The 6,697-nt window shown below is 49.6% G+C and carries 8 protein-coding genes; all 8 read right to left on the bottom strand.

Going from position 1 to position 6,697, the window contains the following annotated elements:
• Positions 1–12: 12 nt before the first annotated feature.
• On the bottom strand, positions 13–615 hold the full coding sequence (gene pdxT, locus VN429_RS05305; protein ID WP_325630588.1) for a pyridoxal 5'-phosphate synthase glutaminase subunit PdxT: 603 nt from the start codon (positions 613–615) through the stop codon (positions 13–15).
• Positions 605–1,501, bottom strand: coding sequence for a pyridoxal 5'-phosphate synthase lyase subunit PdxS (gene pdxS / locus VN429_RS05300; RefSeq protein ID WP_325630586.1), 897 nt, complete (start codon positions 1,499–1,501; stop codon positions 605–607). The genes pdxT and pdxS overlap by 11 nt, the downstream gene beginning before the upstream one ends.
• Before the next feature lie 3 nt (positions 1,502–1,504).
• A complete protein-coding gene (gene cbiB, locus VN429_RS05295; protein ID WP_325630584.1) occupies positions 1,505–2,416 on the bottom strand; it encodes an adenosylcobinamide-phosphate synthase CbiB in 912 nt (303 codons plus the stop codon).
• Positions 2,417–2,422: 6 nt separating this feature from the next.
• Positions 2,423–2,599: a methytransferase partner Trm112 gene (locus VN429_RS05290; RefSeq protein ID WP_109968749.1), complete on the bottom strand. Its 177-nt coding sequence runs from the start codon at positions 2,597–2,599 to the stop codon at positions 2,423–2,425.
• Positions 2,596–3,609, bottom strand: a complete 1,014-nt coding sequence (locus VN429_RS05285) for an adenylosuccinate synthetase (protein WP_325630580.1) — start codon at positions 3,607–3,609, stop codon at positions 2,596–2,598. The genes VN429_RS05290 and VN429_RS05285 overlap by 4 nt, the downstream gene beginning before the upstream one ends.
• A 97-nt stretch (positions 3,610–3,706) precedes the next feature.
• The gene (locus tag VN429_RS05280) at positions 3,707–4,864 is read right to left on the bottom strand and encodes an aminotransferase class I/II-fold pyridoxal phosphate-dependent enzyme (protein ID WP_325630577.1); all 1,158 of its coding nucleotides are present in this window, start codon (positions 4,862–4,864) and stop codon (positions 3,707–3,709) included.
• 9 nt (positions 4,865–4,873) lie between these two features.
• Complete coding sequence (locus VN429_RS05275; RefSeq protein WP_109968746.1) at positions 4,874–5,365, bottom strand: Lrp/AsnC family transcriptional regulator; 492 nt, start codon at positions 5,363–5,365, stop codon at positions 4,874–4,876.
• A 5-nt stretch (positions 5,366–5,370) separates the two neighbouring features.
• Entirely contained in the window at positions 5,371–6,645 is a 1,275-nt protein-coding gene (locus VN429_RS05270; protein ID WP_325630573.1) for an ORC1-type DNA replication protein, read from the bottom strand.
• Positions 6,646–6,697: the final 52 nt, after the last annotated feature.

Below are 6,697 nucleotides of genomic sequence, written 5' to 3'. Positions count from 1 at the left end.
GAAATGAAGGGGTTACGCGCCAGAGGGAGGGGTGAGGATGACCCCGTCAAGGAAGAGATGATGAAGCCTGAGATCTCCTCCGATTTCTGGATGAAACGCAAGAACCATATGCTTGCCTGACTTCAGCCCAACAATACCTTGTGAGAGAGTGGCAATTGGTGTCACTCCAGGGCCGGCATTTTCAACAACGGGAGCCCTGATGAAAACCGCGTGAAACGGTGAGGAGATTCCTGCAACCGGAATATCAGCCTCAAATGATTCACGCTGCCTGCCAAAGGCATTCCGGTTTACCACTGTATCAACAATACCAAGGGGAACAAACCGGGACTCACCTCTTACCTCGCGGGCAGTGACAACCATCCCGGCACAGGTTGCAAATATGCCTCCTGTGAAATTCCTGATCTTCTCCCGCATGCCATTCTGATCGATGAGTCGCATAAAGGTGGTGGACTCTCCACCTGGTATAGCAAGGGCGATGAGGTTTTCCATATCAGCAGGAAGTCTCACCTCAACCACCGGGAGATGAAGCCCACGCTCAAGAACTACCTGCTTAAATGCCTGAATGTGCTCACTCACATCGCCCTGAAGGGCAAGAACACCAATCTTACCATCCACGTGAAGCCAGCCTCTCTTCAGGAGGGAGGGTGTGCACCTCTATCCCCCGCATCGGCTCTCCAAGACCCCGGGAGACTTCAGCGATCACTTCGGGCTCGTTGAAATGGTTGACCGCTTCCACGATAGCCTTCGCCATCTTTGCCGGATTCTGGGACTTGAATATTCCTGATCCCACAAAGACACCATCACTGCCAAGCTGCATCATCAATGCTGCATCCGCAGGTGTGGCAATACCACCGGCAGAGAAGTTGACCACCGGGAGACGCTGACGCTGGGCAGTCTCAATAAGAAGATCAGCCGGAGCCTCAAGTTCGCGAGCCCTCCTGATAAGCTCTGTCTCCTCAAGGCCTTTCAGCCTGCGAATCTCTCCAAGGATCGAGCGGTTGTGCCGTACAGCCTCGACCACATTACCGGTTCCTGCCTCTCCCTTGGTCCTTATCATGGCTGCTCCTTCATTGATCCGGCGGAGTGCCTCACCAAGGTCACGGGCACCACAAACAAAAGGAACCGTGAACTGTTTTTTATCGATATGGAACTCTTCATCAGCAGGGGTGAGAACCTCGGACTCATCTATCATATCTACACCGAGTGCCTGCAGGACCTGCGCCTCAACAAAGTGGCCGATCCTTGCCTTTGCCATCACCGGGATAGAGACCTTATCGATGATCTCCTTGATCATACCCGGATCTGACATGCGTGCCACACCACCTGCTGCTCTGATATCTGCCGGAACCCGTTCGAGGGCCATAACTGCAACCGCCCCCGCTTCTTCGGCGATCCCGGCCTGTTCAGCGTTCACCACATCCATAATTACACCGCCCTTCTGCATGGATGCGAATCCGCGCTTGATCAGTTCAGTGCCGTACCGAAGTTCTTCGAGTTTCATTCCTTATATATTGGGAAGAAGATTCCATAAAACTGATGCAGTTGCGGCAACTATTGCGAAGATCAGGGTTGATCCCCTGACTGCCGAGATAATTTCAGGGCCTGCCAGCCGGAGTGGCCGGTCAGGATCGCCAATCCGGTACCTTCCAGGCTTTTCAAACATCACACCGGTTCCTCCTGCAATCAGGGACATCGGAATGCCTCCGTTGAAACCAGGACGGAGTCTGCGATCCCGTCTCAAGATCCTGATCGCAGGGCCTGATCTCCTTTTAAAGAAGAAGTAGACGATGAGCAGAAAACCGGTTATCCGTGCCGGGATGTATGAAAGGATGTCATCCATGCGGGCTGAAAACCACCCGATGCGAACCCGTTCATCTGTGTACCCGAGCATCGCATCCATGGTATTTGCAGCCCGGTAGCAGGCAGATCCAGGCAGTCCAAAGATCATAAAGTAAAAAAGTGGGGCGACGATGCTGTCGTTCAGGTTCTCTGCAACCGATTCATATGCAGCAGAGAGGATCTGTTCATCGGTGAGAGCGCTGGTATCACGGGAGACTAGCATCTGAACCTTTTCTCTCCCTGCATCAGGACTCGTTGCAGCTGCCACCGCAGCAGCATGTTCTTCAAGCGATCTGAGGGCAAAACAAATTTTGAGCAGAAACGGTCCAACAAATAGCATCAGAAACCAGGGTGCATATGCAGAAAAGAAGTAAAAAGGAGCAGTGAAGATGATGACTGAAATAATCCAGAAGATGACCCCGGCTGATCGCTGGAGTGCAGGACTCCACCGCAAGGGCTGGCCCCACCATCCAATAAACCTCCCGATAATCGCAACAGGATGAAAACGTGAATGGGGATCCCCCATAGCCCGATCCACAACCAGAGAGAAGATCAGGATCAACGGGGTGAGAAACATGAAAATTCAGATATTCTGGGGGAGGAGGTTGGGGATTCCCTCCTCTATAGGATACGTTACCGAGCATGCGTGGCAGATGAGAGAGCCGGTAAGAATCTCAACATCGTTCTCTTCTTTTACAACCAGTTCAAGATCTCCCTTGCAGACCGGACAACAGAGGATATCATAGAGTTCACGCTTCATACAAGTTCATCCCTGAGATCGATAATCTGGCTCATCTCCGGGCCGGTTGATATCAAGGTCACCGGAGAGCGGGTGTCTTCTTCGACCTGTTTCAAAAAGTCCTTTACCGGCTTAGTGAGTTGGGAGTAATCTGTTGCACCAAAGCAGGAGTTGTCGATATGGTCAACACCTGTGATAGCAACCTGAGTACAGCCGTTGATCATGGATGCATATCGTGCCATCGTGCCATCCCAGTCACCAATCCGGCGTTCGCGTCCGGTTACGGTCCCAAATTCCTGGATACCAAGATCGTGGGCTTTGTTGCTTGACATCTCGGTGGTAAAGGGGCCTTCTCCTACCCGGGTCGGAAAAGCCTTGAAGACAACGATCACATCATCGATCCTGGTTGGACCTACCCCATTGTCGGCAGCCATCTGGGATGCCGAGGTGTCTTTGGAAGTTACATATGGATATGAACCATAATAGAGCGAGATTCCAAAACCCTGAGTTCCCTCAAGCACTACGTTTTCTCCTGCATCAAGGGCGGTATTGATCTCTGTTGGAACATCAATCAGGTAGGGTTTCATCTCAGGAAGATCACGTGCAAGTTTTGCCACCCGCATAGCCCGGTCCCTGTTTGCAGGGCCGCATCCGGTACCGGTTGACCCGACTTTTTTGGCGAGATGGATATTGCTCTTATCTTCCTCGATGTGGTTTAAATCAATGATGGCACACCGCTCATCAACGAAGATCCTGTCCTTAACACCAAGAACCTCAACCTCCTGGGCAAAAACCCTGGGATCCACAAGGACACCGGTTCCGATCATAAGCCTGGCGTCAGGGAAGACAAATCCTGACGGGCACATCCTCACGCCAAACTTCTTTTCACCTACCATGACGGTATGTCCGGCATTTGGGCCGACACCTCCACGAGAAATAATAGTAGGTTTATCTTTGTGAGCGACGTGGGAGACGATCTTCCCCTTTCCTTCGTCACCAAAGTTGCCGCCCACGATGATGGTACAACTCATCCAACCGGATAGATAAGAGACCATATGACATATACTCTCCCTTCTGGATATCAGAGACTCCTCTCAGTGCATATAATGAAATAACTGTGAAAAAAGATCAGAGATTCTGGATGAATTCACCCATCCGGGCGATTGCTTCAGAGAGATCGTTGCGTGAGACCGCGTAGGCACACCTGACATGTCCTTCACCAGCAGTTCCGAAGACACTGCCAGGGACCACTGCTACCCCAGCCTCGGTGATCAGCCGTTCTGCGAATTCCTGATCTGATAGGCCTGTCTGTTTCACTGATGGGAAGGCATAGAATGCCCCTTCAGGAAGGTGACATGGAAGACCTATCCTGTTAAGCCCGTCAACGAAGAGATTGCGACGCATATGGTACTCCCTGACCATTTGTTCCATAGAATCCTGCCCATGGCGCAAGGCTTCGATTGCCCCGTACTGAGCCATAGTCGGGGCTGATAACATGATATATTGGTGAATCTTCAGGGCTGCCGCAGTTATCTCCTTGGGCGCACAGAAATAACCGAGTCTCCAGCCGGTCATCGCAAACGCCTTTGAAAATCCTGAGAGAGTGACAGTCCGTTCCCAGAGTCCGTCAACAGATGCCACAGCACAATGCTTCCCCTCATAGGTCAGCTCGGCATATACCTCGTCTGAAAGAATCAAAAGGTCGTGATCAATTGCAACATCGGCGATGCCTTTGATATCCTCTCTCCTCATTACCGCACCGGACGGATTATTTGGAAAGTTCAGGATGAGCACCTTCGACTTGGGGGTGATATGCTCCATGAGCAGATCAGGAGTCAATCTGAAGTGATCCTTTTCAAGGCATGGCATGAGAACAGGTTTGCCACCCGCGAGGGTGACACACGGGCCATATGAGACATAGATCGGATCAACCACGAGCGCCTCATCACCTGGATCGATTACTGCTCTTATAGCAATATCAAGTGCTTCTGATACCCCTGTAGTGACGATCATCTCAGAGAGTGGATCATATGAGATCTGGTATCGGTTGTTCAGAAAAGAGGTCAGATCTCTGCGAAGTGTCTCTAGACCAGTGTTCGAGGTATACGAGGTGTGACCCTGCTCAATTGAGGTTATCGCTGCTTCGCAGATATGCCATGGAGTGGTATAGTCTGGTTCGCCAACACCAAGGGAGATTACATCCTCCATCTTACCGGCGAGATCGAAGAATCGCCTGATACCTGACGGTGGGATAGCCCTGGCCCTCTCTGAAACAAAATCCCTCATTAAATTCTCCTAAAACGAAAAGGGAAGTCGTTTACCCTCTTCCCGCTCCATGTACAGAACACCATTCTCTTTGTAGGTTTTCATGATGAGGTGGGTTGCTGTCTCCCTGATCCGGTCCATGGGTGCTATCTGTTCTGATACAAACCGGGCAATCTCCTGCATGGTTTTCCCGGCCACCAGGAGCTCGAGATCATGAGAGCCTGTCCTCAGCCGAAGGTTTCTGACGTTTGAAAACCGGGCTATCCGTTCTGCAATCTGATCATATCCTCGCTCACGCTCAGGGGCAACTTTCAGTTCAATGATTGCAAATACCAGACCCTCTTCAACTGCTTCCCAGTTGATGACTGCTGAGTATCTTCGTATGATACCTGCTTCTTCGAGTACTTTTTTGCGTGAAAGGATCTCATCATCGCTGCATTCAAGCATGACCGCAAGATCATGCACCGGGGTTGTACAGTCCTCTTCTAAAAGGGAGAGGAGCGTCCTGTCTTTATCATCCATTAAAATCACCGTAGCATGGTAACAAGAAGTTCTGCATCAATCTGTGCAAGACGATCGTCCTGCTCTTCCATGATGACCTCCCAGATCTTGTCTGTGTTGGTATCGAACCACATCTCCTTGGTTCTTCCATGCCTTCCCCGGTTGACCAGCCTGGTACTGATGACTCCAAGCATATTAAGTTCTGATATAAGGTCTGATATCCTGCGGATAGTCAGGACATCGATATCAAGTAGAGGTGTTATTTCCCGGTAAATCCTGGTAATTTCACCGGATATGAATATTTTTTGTCCGGCACGATGGAGGAGGAGCATGCAGTACAGAACTATCTTACTCTGGGTGGGCAAAGTTCGTATACATTCAACCATACTATCTGTCTCGATCTTTGCCTGTGCTTTTTTCACGTGTTCAACGTGAACTGCTTGTGCACCTTCCCGATCAGCAAGTTCTCCAGATATTCTCAGAAGGTCAAGAGCCCGACGGGCATCACCGTGTTCCTGGGCAGCTAGGGCTGAGCAGAGTGGAATAACTTCATCATCGAGAGCATTTTCGATGAACCCGATAGTAGCACGTTGCTGGAGAATATCACAGAGCTGGGTTGCGTTATAAGGTGGGAAAACAAGTTCTTCTTCAGATAAAGAAGAGAGAACTCTTGGATCAAGAAATGTTTTGAATCCAAGATCATTTGAAATACCGATAATGGAAACTTTGGATCTTGCAAGATCTGTGTTAATCCGGGTTAAATTATAGAGAGTGTCATCACCACTTTTCTTAACGAGCTTGTCTATTTCATCAAGGATGATGATAAAAACACCTGCAACAGTCTCAAGTTGATTTTTAAGCTCTGCATAAACCTGATCGGTTGGCCACCCGGTCATTGGAATATGGGTCCTGAGCCGATCACTCGGGAAATCATCCTCACCCAGAATGAGTTTTGCTATTTGGGCTAGTACACGATACTGAGTGTCAATGACCTCACAGTTTAGATGAACAACACGGCAGATGGTTCCTCTTCTTGCACTAACCTGTTCAAGTTCAGTCCCTACATATCGGACTGAAGCAGTTTTTCCTGTTCCAGTTTTACCATAGATCAAAATATTTGAGGGAGTTTCCATCTGAAGAGATGGAGCAAGTATAGATGCAATCTGATCAATCTGGGGTTTACGATGAGGAAGAATGTGTGGTCGGTATGAATGCCGGAGAACTTCCCGATCCTTAAAAATGCGATTTTCAGCCAGGTATTTATCAAAAAGCCCGGATGAACCGGATGTTTCTTCCGTCATTGATTATCTATCCTATCTAAGTTAGATGGATGTTCCATTAATACTATAGGAA

It is taken from the genome of Methanospirillum sp., from assembly GCF_035560735.1.
Taxonomy (GTDB): domain Archaea; phylum Halobacteriota; class Methanomicrobia; order Methanomicrobiales; family Methanospirillaceae; genus Methanospirillum.
Note: the sequence above shows the minus strand (reverse complement) of the source record. Positions and strands in the feature narration are given on the sequence as shown.

Coding starts and splice junctions, on each gene's coding strand:
- pdxS (WP_325630586.1), bottom strand. CDS start 1,501: ATGAAACTCGAAGAACTTCGGTACGGCACTGAACTGATCAAGCGCGGA.
- cbiB (WP_325630584.1), bottom strand. CDS start 2,416: ATGTTTCTCACCCCGTTGATCCTGATCTTCTCTCTGGTTGTGGATCGG.
- VN429_RS05290 (WP_109968749.1), bottom strand. CDS start 2,599: ATGAAGCGTGAACTCTATGATATCCTCTGTTGTCCGGTCTGCAAGGGA.
- VN429_RS05285 (WP_325630580.1), bottom strand. CDS start 3,609: ATGAGTTGTACCATCATCGTGGGCGGCAACTTTGGTGACGAAGGAAAG.
- VN429_RS05280 (WP_325630577.1), bottom strand. CDS start 4,864: ATGAGGGATTTTGTTTCAGAGAGGGCCAGGGCTATCCCACCGTCAGGT.
- VN429_RS05275 (WP_109968746.1), bottom strand. CDS start 5,365: ATGGATGATAAAGACAGGACGCTCCTCTCCCTTTTAGAAGAGGACTGT.
- VN429_RS05270 (WP_325630573.1), bottom strand. CDS start 6,645: ATGACGGAAGAAACATCCGGTTCATCCGGGCTTTTTGATAAATACCTG.